We start from the raw sequence: 18085 nt of genomic DNA on the forward strand, positions 1-18085 counted from the left end.
TGATTAATTAATTTCCCCAATTGATATTATGAAGAGAATAATTACCCTACTAATAATTGTATTATATGCACTTGTTGGTTTTTCACAAGAAAAATCTAGTCTATTCGAAGATGCAAGAGTATCAAAAAGACTCAAGGAGAGTGCTAAAAAAATACAAAAAAATCAAGAGAAATCTACAGCTAATAAGTTGTCAGACACACCATTCAATAACAGGTTAGGAGTTGGAGGTATTAATGTTAAAGGAAATATAACATACGTAGGTAATAATATTTTAAGCATAGATGATAATAATTATAGTTTCATAGGCCCAAATGATGACTTTAATTATGGAGGAAGTGCTAATACAGATTTTAAGTTAGGCTATATTGATATTGATGATGTAATGGGCATACCAGGCAATAACACTACCTTTTCATCAAGTATGTCAACTCTTAACCTACCTAGTTGTTCAAGGATTGTATATGCAGGATTGTATTGGGCTGCTATTTATCCTTATGACAATTGGAATGAAGAATCTTATGGAGTAAACACCAGAGATAATGACTTCAATACTATGAAGTTTAAAATACCGGGACAACCTTATCAAGATATTACTGGAACTATAATTTATGATGATGGAGAAGCTACTCAAAAGCCATATGTATGTTATAGTGATGTTACGTCTTTAGTACAAACTCTTGGAAACCCAAATGGAGATTATTTTGGAGCAAATGTTAAAGCAACTCTTGGTCAAGATTCTGTTGGACAAAGACTTGGTTCATCAGCAGGTTGGGTAATGGTAGTTGTTTATGAAAACGATACTGAATCAAGTAAAAACATTTCATTATTTGACGGTTTTTCTACTATTGATGGAGATGTAGATACATATGTAACTTTTTCTGGTTTTACAACTAAAAATTTAGGACCTGTTAGAGTTCAGTTACTTACAGCTGCTTTAGAGGGTGATAAGCCTTATACTGGAGATAGTTTTGAAATTTTAAACCAATCGAATAACTATGAGGGAATAACAACAGGATCTAATAATCAAAAGAACAATTTTTTTAATAGTTCTATTACGAAATTCAATAATTTTGTTAATACTAGAGCTCCACGAAGTACCAATACATTGGGGTTTGATGTAGATTTATTTAATCTTAATAACCCAGCAAACTCTATAATAGCTAATGGACAAACATCTATCGATGTAAAATTTACTACAGCTCAAGATGCTTATTTTCCGTTCTTAAATGCCATGACGGTTGAAATTATAGAGCCTAAAGTACAACTAATAAAAACAATAGAGGATGCTAGTGGAAATGATATACAAGGTACACCTGTAGGTTTAGGGAGTGAATTGTTTTACAACATAAGCTTTCAAAATGTAGGAACAGATGATGCTAGAAATACTGTAATTACTGATAGATTACCCAAGAATGTTGATTTGATAGAGGTATCAGCACCAAACGGTACAGAAGTAACGTTACCAGACGGAACTACAAAGCGTTTCGATATAAATTTACCACCAGGAGTATCAATTACTGGATATAAACCACCAAGCACAGCTACTGATAATAGAGCCGAATTAGAAATCTCAGTACCAGATAATATGGTACTAGAAGGTGGAGCACTATATAACATTCGTATGCACGTTCAAGTAGTAACAGACTGTAGTCAATTAAGAGATGTGTGTTCTAATGAAGTTAGAAATCAAGCTTTTGCCAGATACGAAGGAGTTAGAGGAGGAGTAGTTATTAATAATGAGCCTAGTTTTTCGGGATTAGATGATTGTAATTTTGGTATAGTTGGTACTTCAAACTTTTTAGTTGATACAAGTGGATGTTCTTTTGAAACGACACAAGTAATGTGTGGTTCTAGTATAACATTAACTGCTGGAGCAGGGTTTGAATCATACGAATGGAGAGATGCCTTAGGCGCTTTATTAGGAGTTACTACAGTACCATCTTTTGATGTAACTAATGAAGGAACTTACACAGTTAATAAGATAGCCTCAGCAGCATCAGGATGTATAAATGCTGAAGAAACCATACATGTTGTAGGATATAATTCAGAACCAAATCCATTACAACCATTTGCAGACCAAGTATTAACTTGTGCAAGTAATGGAGAAGAGTTAGCTGAAGTTTACTTATGTGGTGATAGTGGTTCTAGAACTATTAATTTACCATTTGATACCTCTTCAGCTACAACAATACAATGGTTTAAATTGGATGAATCTTCTTGTACCGATGTAACAGAATCAGGATGTCCTAATATAAATACGGGCTGTACATGGAATGAGGTAGGAAGCGGAGAATTTTCTAGAAACTTTGCAGATGCTGGAGAATATCGTTTAGATGTTTTATATGATGGAAGATGCCCTAAAAGTTACTACTTCAATGTGTACAAAGCAACTTTAAATCCTACCTTTATTACACAGGATATTTTATGTGGTAACAATGGGTCTATTACTGTAAACAATATACCAGCAGGTTATCAATACAGTTTAACAGGTCCAGGAGGTTATGATGCTCCTTTTCAAAATAGTAATGTTTTTTCAAATTTAACAGCTGCAGGAAACTATAACCTTTCAATTCGTGTAAGCAGTGCGTCTGCTGCTTCATGTACATATACTTTTCCTCCTATTAATATTCAGGAAAATGACATAGATATGGACGTCATTACAACACCTATGCAGTGTTTTAATGATTCAGCACAAATAAGAGTTCAAGTAAATAATGTTTCTGGAGATTATACATATGAATTATTACAAGGTGGAAGTGTAGTAGGAATAGAAGGTCCAACTGCTAATAACGATTTTACTTTTAATGTTACAGATGGTGGGGCTTACACAGTGAGAGTTACAACACCTCAGTGTACCGCTACAGAAACGATTGTTATTAATGAACCAGATGAGTTATTACTTACAGCATTAAAAACTAAAGATATAACTTGCGAATCAGGAAGTTCAGACGGAATTATTCAGTTAACTGCAAGTGGAGGAACATTAGACACATCGTCAGGTAATAATTATAATTTTGCTGTATGGACGAGTCAGGGAACAGATTTATATACAAACCCATCAGACATTCCTAATACTGCGTTTTTAACACCAGCAACAAACCCATACACCTACAATGTGCCAGTTGGTAGTGAAGGAATATATCGATTTATTGTTATTGATGATAATAACTGTTATACAATTTCAGACCCGGTAGAAATTACTGTAGAGCCAGAATTAGCTTTTACTCATTCAGAAACAGATGTAACTTGTAATGGTTTAACAGATGGAACTATTAATGTTAGTGTTAATGGAGATAATTTAGGATATGCAGTAGAATATAGCATTGATAATGCTACATGGAACACTACAGGTACTTTTGATAGTTTAGATGATGGAACTTATACCATTTACATAAGGGCATCAAAAAATTCTTATCAGTGTTTATATGAAATTCCTAATGTAGTAATAAATGAGCCAGCACCACTTAATGGAGGAAGTGCTACAAAAACTGATTTAGAATGTAACACCTCTGGAGGAACTACTTTTGGTACTATAACCTATACAGCACCAACAGGAGGTACTCCTAATTATACATATTATTATAAGTTAAGTTCAGCTGCAACTTATACATTAGCAGCAAATAATCCAGTAACAGGGCTCCCTGCAGGAACATACAACACAAGAGCAATAGACGCAAGTGGATGTATAATAGATTTAAATAATGTAACTATAAATGGTTTACCATCAGCACCAAATGTAACAAGTTCTGTGGTATATAATTGTGATGGTACAGGAAACGTAACAATAACAGCTACTCCTGCAGGAACATATACTTATACTTTAAACGGAAACTCAAATACTACGGGTGTATTTAATAATGTACCAGTAGGAGGGTATACCGCTGAAGTAACTTATGGAGGTAGTTGTGTAGAAGATATTAGAGTTAGGGTAAATGCAGGAAATGAATTTTCAGGAAGTATCGTAGGCTCCACAGATAGTGAGTGTTATGGTTCAGATAATGGGTCAATCACAATATCAGCAAATAACGTTATAGGAGGAAGTTTTGAGTATTCGACAAATGGTGGAGCAACTTGGTCAATGACAGCCGATAACCCTTATAGAGTTGTAGGTTTAGCAGCGGGAACATATAATGTGTTTATAAGAGAAGCTGACGGAGGAGTGGCAAGTTGTGTGATTGATTTAGGTAATGTTACAATAGGGCAACCAGAAGAATTAACCTTAGCGGCATCGGTAACTCAAGAAGTAACTTGTAATATTGCAACAGGAACTATTACAGCTACTGCTACAGGAGGAATCCCTCCATACGAATATAGTATTGATGGAGGTACTAGTTGGCAAAGTAGTAATGTATTTAACAACGTGCCACCAAGAGCAACCGATTACATTGTAATGATTAGAGATAGTAGAAATTGTAACGAATGTGGTTGTACAGCTAAACTATTCCAAAATGGAAGTTTTGAAAGACCTGCGGAAACAGCAACAAGATATAAATGGTATATTGAAGATGAAATTCCTGGTTGGGACTCTACGGCGTCTGATAATTTAATAGAGCTTTGGCATAATGGATTTAAAGGTGTCACTGCTCATGAAGGTAATTCTTTTGCAGAATTAAATGCTAATACAGTTTCATCTTTATACCAAGAGTATTGTACACAACCAGGAGATATAATTACTTGGTCTGTAGCGCATAGAGGAAGAAGTGGTTTAGATAGAGCAACAGTGAAAATAGGAGGTGATTTAGCCACAGCCGGAGTTGTTGAAACTATGGAAACAAATAACACCGCTTGGAAAGTTTATACAGGAAGTTATACCGTTCCAGTAGGGCAATCAACCACAATAATTGCTTTTGATGCATTATCAACAGCAGGAGGCGATAGCACTGTAGGGAATTTTATAGACGACGTACAAATTAATATTGCGAGTACAACTTGTGTACCTGTAAGTGTACCTGTTATAGAACCAAATACAGTAGATTTTGATTTAACACCTACATTATGTTATGATGGAAGTGGGAATGGTGAGATTCGTGTAGAAGTTACATCGGGTAATAATGATTACCAATTTAGGATTGATGGAGGAATTTGGCAAAACCCAAATGTAGCTACACCAGATGAGTTTACTTTTACAGGGTTAACAGATGGTACTTACAGTATTGAAGTAAGAGACGGATTAGGCTGTACAATTCCAGCAAAAGATGCAACTATTTTACCACAGTTAACAGCAACAATAACAACAGTAAGTGCAACATGTAACGATGGTCAAATAGTAATTACTCCAAACGGAGGAGACGGTAATTATGAATTTATAGTAGAAACAGGAGGGGTGCAAACCTCGTACACTTCTAGTCCAATTGCAGTACCAGCAGGAACTTATACGGTGTATGTAAGAGATAAAAATGGAGGAACAAATTACTGTGAATATTCAGATACAGTAACAGTGAATCAAATAGCAGCACCAACCGTAAGCAGTACATCAACACAACCAAATTGTAGTACAGATACGGGAACAATCAATGTAACTGTAGGAAGTGGAACCTCACCATATACCGTAACAGTTACAGGACCAGGAGGTCCATTTGTACAAGGACCATCAGCAGATGTTAATTACAGCTTTACAGGATTAGGAGATGGTACTTATCAAATTACAGTAAGTGATGCAAACGGTTGTCCACCAGTAGCCACATCAACAGAAACGATTAATGTTCCAACAGCATTAGCAGGAGGCTCAGCAAGTAAAACAGACTTAATGTGTAGCCCTACAGGCACTATTTTAGGAACGATAAGTTTTACAGCACCAACAGGTGGAACAGCACCTTACATTTATTATTATAGATTAGTAGGAGGAGGAGCTTATACACAAATAGCAGGAACAACAGTATCTAATTTACCAGCAGGAGATTATGAGACAAAAGTAGAAGATTCAAATGGCTGTGAAAGAATTTTAGACACCTTAACGATAGCAGATTTACCAGCAGTACCACCATTTGCAAGTACTGTAGTATATAACTGTGATGGTACAGGAAATATCACCATAACACCATTTGATGCTAGTTATACTTATTCTTTAGATGGAGCTGCAGCACAAACAGGAGCAAATGCTAATATTTTTAATAATGTAGCAGCTGGAGCTCATACCGTAACTGTAGATTATGGAAGTAATTGTACAGAAGATGTATTGGTAACAGTAGCAGCAGATCAAGAATTTACAGCAGCAGTTATAAACACGACAAATCCTACATGTTTAGGGTACAATAATGGAAGTATAGAAGTAGAAGCAAGTTTTCCATCATCAACACCAACTGAGTTTGAATATAATATAGGAGCAGGTTGGGTAAGTACTTCAGGAAATAATCCATTTGTTATACCAAACTTTACATCAGGAACACATACAATTGAAGTTCGTCCAGTAGGAGGAATTGCAGCATGTGAGCAAACAGTAAGTGCAACCTTAACAGATCCAAGTGTAGTAACAGTAGTAGCACCAGTAACAAAAGAAGTTACTTGTGTACCAGCAACAGGAGCTACTATTACACCAAACGGAAGCGGAGGAAATGGCGCACCATTTAGTTATGAGTTATTTGATAATGGAGGAACATCAGTAGGAACAACTACGACAGAGTTTACAGATGTAGCAGCAGGAACGTATACAGTAGTAGCTACAGATCGTTTGGGTTGTGATTCATCACCAGTAACAGTAATGATAAACCCATCGCAAACAGTAGATTTTGATTTAACACCTACATTATGTTATGATGGAAGTGGGAATGGTGAGATTCGTGTAGAAGTTACATCGGGTAATAATGATTACCAATTTAGGATTGATGGAGGAATTTGGCAAAACCCAAATGTAGCTACACCAGATGAGTTTACTTTTACAGGGTTAACAGATGGTACTTACAGTATTGAAGTAAGAGACGGATTAGGCTGTACAATTCCAGCAAAAGATGCAACTATTTTACCACAGTTAACAGCAACAATAACAACAGTAAGTGCAACATGTAACGATGGTCAAATAGTAATTACTCCAAACGGAGGAGACGGTAATTATGAATTTATAGTAGAAACAGGAGGGGTGCAAACCTCGTACACTTCTAGTCCAATTGCAGTACCAGCAGGAACTTATACGGTGTATGTAAGAGATAAAAATGGAGGAACAAATTACTGTGAATATTCAGATACAGTAACAGTGAATCAAATAGCAGCACCAACCGTAAGCAGTACATCAACACAACCAAATTGTAGTACAGATACGGGAACAATCAATGTAACTGTAGGAAGTGGAACCTCACCATATACCGTAACAGTTACAGGACCAGGAGGTCCATTTGTACAAGGACCATCAGCAGATGTTAATTACAGCTTTACAGGATTAGGAGATGGTACTTATCAAATTACAGTAAGTGATGCAAACGGTTGTCCACCAGTAGCCACATCAACAGAAACGATTAATGTTCCAACAGCATTAGCAGGAGGCTCAGCAAGTAAAACAGACTTAATGTGTAGCCCTACAGGCACTATTTTAGGAACGATAAGTTTTACAGCACCAACAGGTGGAACAGCACCTTATATTTATTATTATAGATTAGTAGGAGGAGGAGCTTATACACAAATAGCAGGGACGACAGTATCTAATTTACCAGCAGGAGATTATGAGACAAAAGTAGAAGATTCAAATGGCTGTGAAAGAATTTTAGACACCTTAACGATAGCAGATTTACCAGCAGTACCACCATTTGCAAGTACTGTAGTATATAACTGTGATGGTACAGGAAATATCACCATAACACCATTTGATGCTAGTTATACTTATTCTTTAGATGGGGCTGCAGCACAAACAGGAGCAAATGCTAATATTTTTAATAATGTAGCAGCTGGAGCTCATACAGTAACTGTAGATTATGGAAGTAATTGTACAGAAGATGTATTGGTAACAGTAGCAGCAGATCAAGAATTTACAGCAGCAGTTATAAACACGACAAATCCTACATGTTTAGGGTACAATAATGGAAGTATAGAAGTAGAAGCAAGTTTTCCATCATCAACACCAACTGAGTTTGAATATAATATAGGAGCAGGTTGGGTAAGTACTTCAGGAAATAATCCATTTGTTATACCAAACTTTACATCAGGAACACATACAATTGAAGTTCGTCCAGTAGGAGGAATTGCAGCATGTGAGCAAACAGTAAGTGCAACCTTAACAGATCCAAGTGTAGTAACAGTAGTAGCACCAGTAACAAAAGAGGTTACTTGTGTACCAGCAACAGGAGCTACTATTACACCAAACGGAAGCGGAGGAAATGGCGCACCATTTAGTTATGAGTTATTTGATAATGGAGGAACATCAATAGGAACAACTACGACAGAGTTTACAGATGTAGCAGCAGGAATTTATACAGTAGTAGCTACAGATCGTTTGGGTTGTGATTCATCACCAGTAACTGTAGTAATAAACCCATCGCAAACAGTAGATTTTGATGTAACAACAACATGTTTTGATGGAACAAGTGGAAGTATCTTAGTGAGCAACACCGTTGGTAATGGAGATTATCAATACAACATTAATGGAAATCCATGGCAAAATCCAGATGTAGCCACACCAGATGAATATACTTTTACAGGACTAACACCAAATACTTATACAGTTAATGTAAAAGATGGTAGGGGTTGTATTACTACTAAAAGTATAACTATTAATCCGCAGTTACAAGCAACAGCAACACCCACAAACGCTAGTTGTACACCTGGATCAATAGCAATTAGTGCTACAGGAGGTACAGGAACAGGAACTTACGAATATGCTGTAGTAACAGCTGGAGACCCAGTACCTACAACAGGTTTTTCAAACACGAACCCTATAACTAATTTAGCACCTAACACTTATGATGTATATGTAAGAGATAGTTCAACATGTTCTTATGTTATCGAAAATGTTGTAATAGCATATATTATGCCTGTAGATATCACAGCAACACCTAATAACCCTACATGTAATGGAGATAGAGGTAGTGTAGATGGTGAAATAATAGTAAATAGAGGTCAAGGACCTTATACTATTACCATTGAAGATAGTTCAAATACCGAAATAGATAGATTAGACAACTTCACAGGTACTAATTTTAGTTTCAATAACTTAGCCGTAGATACTTATGAAATTAAAATTACAGATGCTTTAGGGTGTGAGGACACTTTTGATTTTACATTAGAAGAATTACCACCTTTAACAGCCGATTTAAGTTCAATTTTACCTGTGTGCGGCACACCTTTTTTAGGAAATGAAAACCTGTTTGGTTTTGAGTTTACTAATTACCCTACAGTACCAACACCTTATACTGTTGAGTTTAGTAAAGATGACGGAGCAACATGGCAATCTTCTCCTACATTTACAGGAATAGATTCAGGGACAATAGTTTACCCAGCGATAAGGATTGTAGAAGCAGATGGTGTTACTACAAGATGTATTTTTAATTTTGGAAGATATGAAGTTCCTTATCCAGTTGAAGGTTTAATCGTAAACCCAGTTGCTGATCCTGCTAATTGTAATGAAGGTTTTAGTGTAACTGTGGAAGCAATTGGAGGAGTAGGGCCTTTTCAGTTTGCAATAGGAACTCCTTCTGGTTGGGTTGATCCAGACATTGATAGTCCAGCACCTCCAGCACCAGCACCAGTACCTGATCAAGATAGAACGTATACATTTAAAAATCTAACTCCTGGGTTAACGTATGTATTTTATGTAAAAGATACAAATGGCACAGGTAGTGATACAACAGATGACTGTATTAAGCAGAACAATGAAGATGTTTATAAAGACTTCACACCTTCAGTACCAATAAAACCAACAGTTAACAATAATCAATGTAGTGGTAGTTCTAATGGGCAAATTACATTTGAGATAGATAATACAAGTACAGATTTAAACAGTAATTTTACTTGGACATTGTATGAAAGAGACCCAGTAACTAACGCAGGTACAGCTTTACCTGCATATACGAATGTTCCACAAACAGGTTTTGCCCCTATTGTGGCAACTGGGTTACCTTCAGGAGTATATTATATTATGCTTAGCAATACAACGGGAGGACCACCTGTTTGTGAATTTGGTAGTTTAGATGTAACTATTAAAGAAGGTCAGCCTATAACAGGTAATTTGAATAAATTAAATGATATTACATGTAACGTTCCAGGGAAGATAAGAGTAGAAAATGTTTTAGGAGGGTTTGCACCTTATACTTATAACGTAACTTTATCTGAAGCGACTGCAACAGCAACAGTTACAGGTAATGAAATTACAGTAACAGCACCTACTAGTATAACATCTGTAGATGTTACGGTAGAAGTTGAAGATAGTAATGGAACAGGAGCGTGTACTGCTAATTTAGGTACAGTAACTTTAAATGTAGCACAATTACCAACAGTCACAGCAGTAGCAGATAGTTGTCCTGCAAATAAAACGATTACAGCAACAGTTACTACTGGTGTAGCACCTTACCAATATTCATTAAATGGGGGAGCTACCTTTGGTACAGAAACAACTAACACAACTTTTACACAAAATAATGTAACCCCAGGTAGTTATGATATTGTAGTAAGAGACGCTACAGGTTGTGAAAGTGTACCAACAACAGTAATAGTACACGAAAATGTTACATTTGATGTGGTACCTACAAAAAATGCAGAGTGTGTTTTAAATGGAGAAGCTACTCTTACAATTAATAGCGGTTCACACAATACAGCAACTTTCACAGCAAACTATACTTATTCGGTTGATGGAGGGGCTCCAGTAGCTATCCCAGCAGGTAGCACTACAGCAATTATTAGTTTGGCTCCAGGAACATATACAGTATCAGTTACGGATATAAATACAGGATGTACTACAGGTACACAAACTATTGAAATTGAAGATGCTGAAATTCCTAGTTTCACAGCATTAGCCGAGGCTAGTTTATGTTCAGGAGATGATTCTGGTAGAATTACTTTAACAGCTGTAGATAATGGTATTTTACCATTAACGTATAGTATAGCTCCAGCAGCAGGAACGATTACAGGAAATGTAATAACAGATTTACCACCAGGAACATACTCCGTTACAGGAGAAGGAACGAATGGATGTACTTTCACCGTTACAGATATTGTAATAGATGAATACGCTCCAATAGTACCGAGTACACCAGTTGTAGAACAATTTGGATGTAGTACAGGTAACACTGTAGATGTTGCTACGGTAACTATTCCAGCAGGAACAGTAGGAGGTTCAACAAATTATACACGTTATGTATTTGTTTATACGCCAGCAGATGGAAGCGGTCCAATAACCCAAGACGGTCCGAGTACAAGTTTTAGTACAACGAATACCTCAGGGGGTCCAGTACAAATTACTGTTTACGACGATAAAGGATGTTCAGGAGTAGAAAACACTACTATTGATGCTTATGTAGCAATTACAGGTGTAACAATTAGTCCACAAAGAACTATTGATTGTAATGAGGGAGAAGATATAGAGGCTACCTATACTATAAATACAGGAGGAGCATTAGCAAATTTTGAATTTAGATTGTATGATGATACGAATGCTCTATTAGAAACTAGAACTAATACAGATGGAGATTTTACAACATTATTAGCAACAGGAACTTATAGAGTAGAGTTAGAAAATAGAGATACCAATTGTATATATACAGAGTATCACACAGTAGAAGCAGAACCTACCTTTGATATTTTAATAACCAATGTAGATGATGTAGATTGTAAAGGAGATAATAATGGAAGTGCTGTCTTAAGTTTTGTACCAAGTACCCCACCATACACAAGTGGTTATAGTTATATTGTTTACGATGCTACCACAGGTACAGCAACGGCAGTGACAGGAACAGGAACAGCAGGTACACCAGAAACAATCACAGGATTGGTAGCAGGAGAGTACTATGTACGAATAGATATGGGAACTAACAGTCCATTCTGTGAAGCACAAAGTGCAAACTTTACCATTGCAGAGCCAGCAGATTCATTATCAGTAACAGGAGTTACCAATCCAGTAGTAAGCTGTTACAATGGTTCAGATGCTACTATTACAGCCACCGGATCAGGAGGTTGGGGAGATTATGTGTACCAATTAGAAGAAACAGCTACCCCAGGAGTTGCTTATGCAGGTAACACGTTTAGTTCAAACAATATCTTTACGAACTTACCAGCAGGAGATTATACAGTAGTAGTACGAGATAAAAATGGTGCTGTCGGATTATATTGTGAGTCAACTGATCAAGTAATTATAGCAAATCCAGCAGAGGTAACATTTACAGTAACTGAGAATGACAATTCATGCGATTCTTCAATAGGAGGAAGTATATCAGTAACAGCAACAGGAGGTACAGGTACATATACTTATACATTATCTAACGGAAGCGGAGTAGTAGAAACGCAAATACTGAATGCTGCAAATTATACATTTACCAATTTAGCAGCAGATGCTTATACAGTAAATGTTGTAGATTCAAATGGATGTACAGAAGGTACCCCAACGGATGTTACAATAACACCAGATTTAGTATTTACATTAACAGAGACTAAGAAGTTAACATGTAATGCACCAATGGCAGCAACTGTAGCATTAGAAGTAACTTCAGGCTCTGGTAGTTATGCTTATGAAGTTGCAGGACCAAGTATAGCAGTAGGAAGAACGAATTTAGCAGGTACAACATTAACGCTGAATCCTACGGTAGCAGGAGTATATACCGTAACAGTTTACGATACAGGAGCAACACCAGAATGTTCAGTAGTTAAAACTATTGAAATTCAAGATGCGGAAATTCCTAGTTTCACGGCGTCTGCCGAGGCTAGTTTATGTTCAGGAGATAATTCGGGTAGAATTACTTTAACGGCAGTAGACAATGGAATTTTACCATTAAATTATAGTATAATTCCTGCAGCAGGAACGATTACAGGAAATGTAATAACAGATTTACCACCAGGAACATACTCCGTTACAGGAGAAGGAACGAATGGATGTACTTTCACCGTTACAGATATTGTAATAGATGAATACGCTCCAATAGTACCGAGTACACCAGTTGTAGAACAATTTGGATGTAGTACAGGTAACACTGTAGATGTTGCTACGGTAACTATTCCAGCAGGAACAGTAGGAGGTTCAACAAATTATACACGTTATGTATTTGTTTATACGCCAGCAGATGGAAGCGGTCCAATAACCCAAGACGGTCCGAGTACAAGTTTTAGTACAACGAATACCTCAGGGGGTCCAGTACAAATTACTGTTTACGACGATAAAGGATGTTCAGGAGTAGAAAACACTACTATTGATGCTTATGTAGCAATTACAGGTGTAACAATTAGTCCACAAAGAACTATTGATTGTAATGAGGGAGAAGATATAGAGGCTACCTATACTATAAATACAGGAGGAGCATTAGCAAATTTTGAATTTAGATTGTATGATGATACGAATGCTCTATTAGAAACTAGAACTAATACAGATGGAGATTTTACAACATTATTAGCAACAGGAACTTATAGAGTAGAGTTAGAAAATAGAGATACCAATTGTATATATACAGAGTATCACACAGTAGAAGCAGAACCTACCTTTGATATTTTAATAACCAATGTAGATGATGTAGATTGTAAAGGAGATAATAATGGAAGTGCTGTCTTAAGTTTTGTACCAAGTACCCCACCATACACAAGTGGTTATAGTTATATTGTTTACGATGCTACCACAGGTACAGCAACGGCAGTGACAGGAACAGGAACAGCAGGTACACCAGAAACAATCACAGGATTGGTAGCAGGAGAGTACTATGTACGAATAGATATGGGAACTAACAGTCCATTCTGTGAAGCACAAAGTGCAAACTTTACCATTGCAGAGCCAGCAGATTCATTATCAGTAACAGGAGTTACCAATCCAGTAGTAAGCTGTTACAATGGTTCAGATGCTACTATTACAGCCACCGGATCAGGAGGTTGGGGAGATTATGTGTACCAATTAGAAGAAACAGCTACCCCAGGAGTTGCTTATGCAGGTAACACGTTTAGTTCAAACAATATCTTTACGAACTTACCAGCAGGAGATTATACAGTAGTAGTACGAGATAAAAATGGTGCTGTCGGATTATATTGTGAGTCAACTGATCAAGTAGTCATAGCAAATCCAGCAGAGGTAAGATTTACTGTAACTGAAAATGACAATTCATGTGATACCACAGTAGGAGGAAGTATATCAGTAACAGCAACAGGAGGTACAGGTACATATACTTATACATTATCTAACGGAAGTGGAGTAGTAGAAACGCAAATACTGAATGCTGCAAACTATACATTTACCAATTTAGCAGCAGATGCTTATACAGTAAATGTAGTAGATTCTAATGGATGTGTAGGTACTGTAACAAATACATCAAATATTACAATAACACCAGATTTAGTATTTACATTAACAGAGACTAAGAAGTTAACATGTAATGCACCAATGGCAGCAACTGTAGCATTAGAAGTAACTTCAGGATCTAGTAGTTATGCTTATGAAGTTACAGGACCAAGTATAGCAGTAGGAAGAACGAATTTAGCAGGTACAACATTAACGCTGAATCCTACGGTAGCAGGAGTATATACCGTAACAGTTTACGATACAGGAGCAACACCAGAATGTTCAGTAGTTAAAACTATTGAAATTGAAGATGCTGAAACTCCTAATTTCACGGCAGTAGCTACAGTAACAGATATTTGTTTTGGAACATCAACAGGAGAAGTTACAGTTTCACCAGTAGATAATGGTATTTTACCATTAAGTTATGAGATTAATAATGTATCAGGAACATATAATGCTGTTTTAACAGGAAGTGATACGGTATTTGCGAACTTACCAGAAGATGACTATATAGTTACAGCTACCGGAGTAAATGGATGTACAACAGATGTAACTGTAAGTATTAATCAAAATGATATTATTGATATTTCAAACGCCATTACTGTAACACAGTTTGCTTGTACGGCAGGAACTAATACAACAAACAATGCTATAATTACAGTTGATAAGGCAGCGATTATAGGAGGAACAGGAAACTATGTTCGAGTTGTGTTTGAAGATAATGCAACAGGTGATGTATTACAAGACGATAGTAACTTTACATATATATCAACTAATTTAGCTGGAGGAGATTATACAGTAAAAGTATATGATGAAAATACAGATTGTTTTGTATCTAGAGTAGTAAGGATAGCTCCATTTACTCCAATGACAGCAGCAGATATCGATGTAATTAAAGATACAGACTGTAATACAGGAGAGAATATCACTGTAAAAGTAGTGCCAGCATTACCAAATATTCAGTATACAATAACAGGAACAGGAGCTACTCCTTATACACGAACATTAAATGTGGTATCAGATGCAGATGCAGCAGTATTTAATAACGTACCGGTTGATGATTACACAATTGAGATATACAATGCAGCAACAGGATGTACTTTAGAAGTATATCACACGGTAGAACCAGAACCTACCTTTGATATATTAGTAAGTAATGTTCAAAGAGCTTGTTTTGGTGGTACAGGAAGTGCAACAATAAATCTTAGTGCAGCTACACCACCATATACAGATGTTTATACTTATGAAGTATTTGAAGTAGGTAACCCAACTGCTATTACATCAGGAAATGGTACAGGAGGTACTCCAGAAACAATTACTACTAATTTAGTAGCAGGTGAATATTATGTGGTTGTAAGTATGACGAATACACCATTCTGTGAAGCACAAAGTGAAAACTTTATAATTGAAGAACCAGCAAACGCATTAGCATTAACAGGCACACCAACGTATATTAATTGTAATGTTACTGATTCTGGAGAAATCTTGTTAGAAGCTCAAGGAGGTTGGGCACCGTATGAGTATCAATTAGTAAATGATGCAGCACCAGCTACACCAGTTCAAAATTTTGATAGTAATAGAAGAATTACTGGGTTAATAGCAGGTAATTATACAGCAACAGTTAGAGATGTTACAGGGTGTGAAGAAACATTTACATTTACATTACAGCCAACTACAAATATGGCAGCAGATGTAACTGTTACTCCAAACTTATGTGAAGGAGAAAGAACGGCAACCATTCAAATAACTAATGTAACAGGAGGTCAAACACAAGATGCAACTGTAAGTTATAGTTATATTTTAACCTATCCTGACGGAGTAACGCAAGTAGAACAGTTATCAAATACATTTAGCAATTTACCAGCGGGTACTAATTACACATTAACTGTTAGAGATAATAAATATAGCTGTACGTATACAGAGCAGGTGGATATAATTGATCCTTCAGAAGTAGAAGCTTCGGCAAATATCACTGCAGATATAACTTGTAATAACCGTTATGCAACCGTAGTAGTGAGTGCAATAGGAGGCACAGGCGTTTATGAATATAGTAGCGATGGAGTGAATTTTGGTCCTGACAATACGTTTACAAACGTAAGTCCAGGTTCTCAAACATTCTATGTACGTGATGATAATAATTGTGAAGATACAGTTGTAGTAACAGTCAATGCATACGAACCTTTAGTACCAACTTTAGTAGTTGATTCAGGATTTGTTACCTGTAATGGAGATGCTAATGGAGTGTTATCAGCAACTGTAGCAGGCGGTTTCGGTAATTACGAATACCAACTGTTAGATGGTAGTAATAATCCGATTGATGGAACATGGACAACATCAAATACTTTTGGAGGTTTAGATGTTGGTACATATAAAATTAGAGTAAGAAGTACCAACAGATTTGGAGAAGTATGTACAGAAGATACTGCACCACATCCTATTGTAGAACCAGAACCTTTAGTAGTTGCTGAAAACCATACAGATGTAAGTTGTTTTGGAGGAAATGATGGTACTATTACAGTATTAGCCTCAGGAGGAAACTTAACAGGATATGAATACAATATTAGTACAGACCCAACAAATAAATTTGTTACCGATAATGTGTTCAGAAACTTAACAGCAGGTACGTATACCATTACTGTTAAAGATAAGGTTGGATGTATTGATACTATTGATGTAGTTATTGATCAACCACAACAATTTACAGCAACATTGGTAGGAGTTACAGAACAAACTTGTATTAATAATGCAACTCCAACAATAGAGTTAGATGTACAAGGAGGAACACAACCTTACTACGTAAGTATTAATAATATAGAACAACCTACACCATATACAACGAATACAATTGTGTTAGGAGCAGCAGAAAACATCCAAGCAGGTACGTCTTACTACATTACAGTAAGAGATGAAGCAGGTTGTAATGTTGCAGACCCAATTAGAGTAACTACGGCTGAACCAGTAGATTTACAATTAACAGTTGATTTTGCATATACCTGTGAGGTAGGAAATATTATTAAAGCAATAGTTGATGAAGCATATAGAGCTAATATGTCTTACACATTATATGACGGAATAGGAAACCCTGTAGTAACAAATAATACAGGAGAATTTATTGATGTACCAGCAGGAACAGGATACTATGTTACAGCAACACATACAATAACTTCATGTTCTGAAAGTTCTACTAGTAGTCCAATTAGTATTGAAGATATTCAAGCATTAACCTTAGATATTGATGATTCGGTTAAGAATACTTTAATAGCCAATGCAGATTTTGGATTACCACCTTATGAGTATAGTGTAGATGGAGGTGATTTTGGATCAGATAATGAGTTCTTAATCTTACAAACAAAAGATTACACTATTACGGTAAGAGATGCTAGAGGCTGTGAGGAAACAGTAACTATAAGAGGAGAGTATATTACTATTTTCGTTCCAAACTTATTTACTCCAGACGGAGATGGAACAAATGATTATTGGTACCCTCGTGAAGTAGAAGAATATCATGATATTCAAGTGTTTATTTACGACAGATATGCACGTAACATTGCCGAGTTTAAAGGTTCTGTAGAAGGATGGGATGGTACTTATGAAGGTACACCATTACCATCAGGAGATTATTGGTATACTATTTACTTTAAAGAGTTATCAGGTCAAGAGAAGAAAATAATGGGACACTTTACACTATATAGATAAAAAGAA

The 18085-nt window shown here is 36.3% G+C and carries 1 protein-coding gene; it reads left to right on the top strand.

The window, feature by feature from the left end; all coding sequences use genetic code 11:
- Positions 1-28 precede the first annotated feature (28 nt).
- A complete protein-coding gene (locus tag AC3VJB_RS02850) occupies positions 29-18079 on the top strand; it encodes a T9SS type B sorting domain-containing protein (RefSeq protein ID WP_497666730.1) in 18051 nt (6016 codons plus the stop codon).
- Positions 18080-18085: the final 6 nt, after the last annotated feature.

The organism is Tenacibaculum sp. TB-53, assembly GCF_059716285.2.